General features: G+C 78.2%; 1 protein-coding gene. It reads left to right on the top strand.

All coding sequences use genetic code 11. The features are described 5' to 3' along the window. Positions 1-403, top strand: a 403-nt coding sequence (locus tag A7A76_RS01015) for an ATP-binding cassette domain-containing protein (protein ID WP_206409446.1), incomplete at both ends; no start/stop codon positions are given.

Below are 403 nucleotides of genomic sequence, written 5' to 3'. Positions count from 1 at the left end.
GAAGCGCCCGACCTGGACCTCGACCTGCCGGCCACGCGCGTGCCCGCCGGCCGCACGCTGCTGCGCGCGCGCGGCCTGCGCCACGCGCTGGCCGGACGCGAGCTGTTTGCCGCGCCGGGACTGGACCTGGACATCCGCGGCCCCGAGCGCATCGCCCTGGGCGGCGACAACGGCGCCGGCAAATCGACCCTGCTGCGCCTGCTCAGCGGCGAACTGAGCCCGCACGCCGGCCAGGTGCAGCGCGGCGACGGCCGCATCGCGGTGCTGTCGCAAGGCCTGGACGCGCTCGATCCCGCGCTGGGCGTCGCCGAGCAGCTGCAGCGCGCCGCGCCCGATCTGGCCGCGAGCGAACGCGCCGGCCTGCTCGCGCGCTGGCTGTTCCGCGGCGCGCGCGCGCATCTGC

The organism is Lysobacter enzymogenes, from assembly GCF_017168095.1.
Taxonomy (GTDB): Bacteria; Pseudomonadota; Gammaproteobacteria; order Xanthomonadales; family Xanthomonadaceae; genus Lysobacter; species Lysobacter enzymogenes_D.
This window is presented reverse-complemented; position numbering and strand designations above follow the sequence as displayed.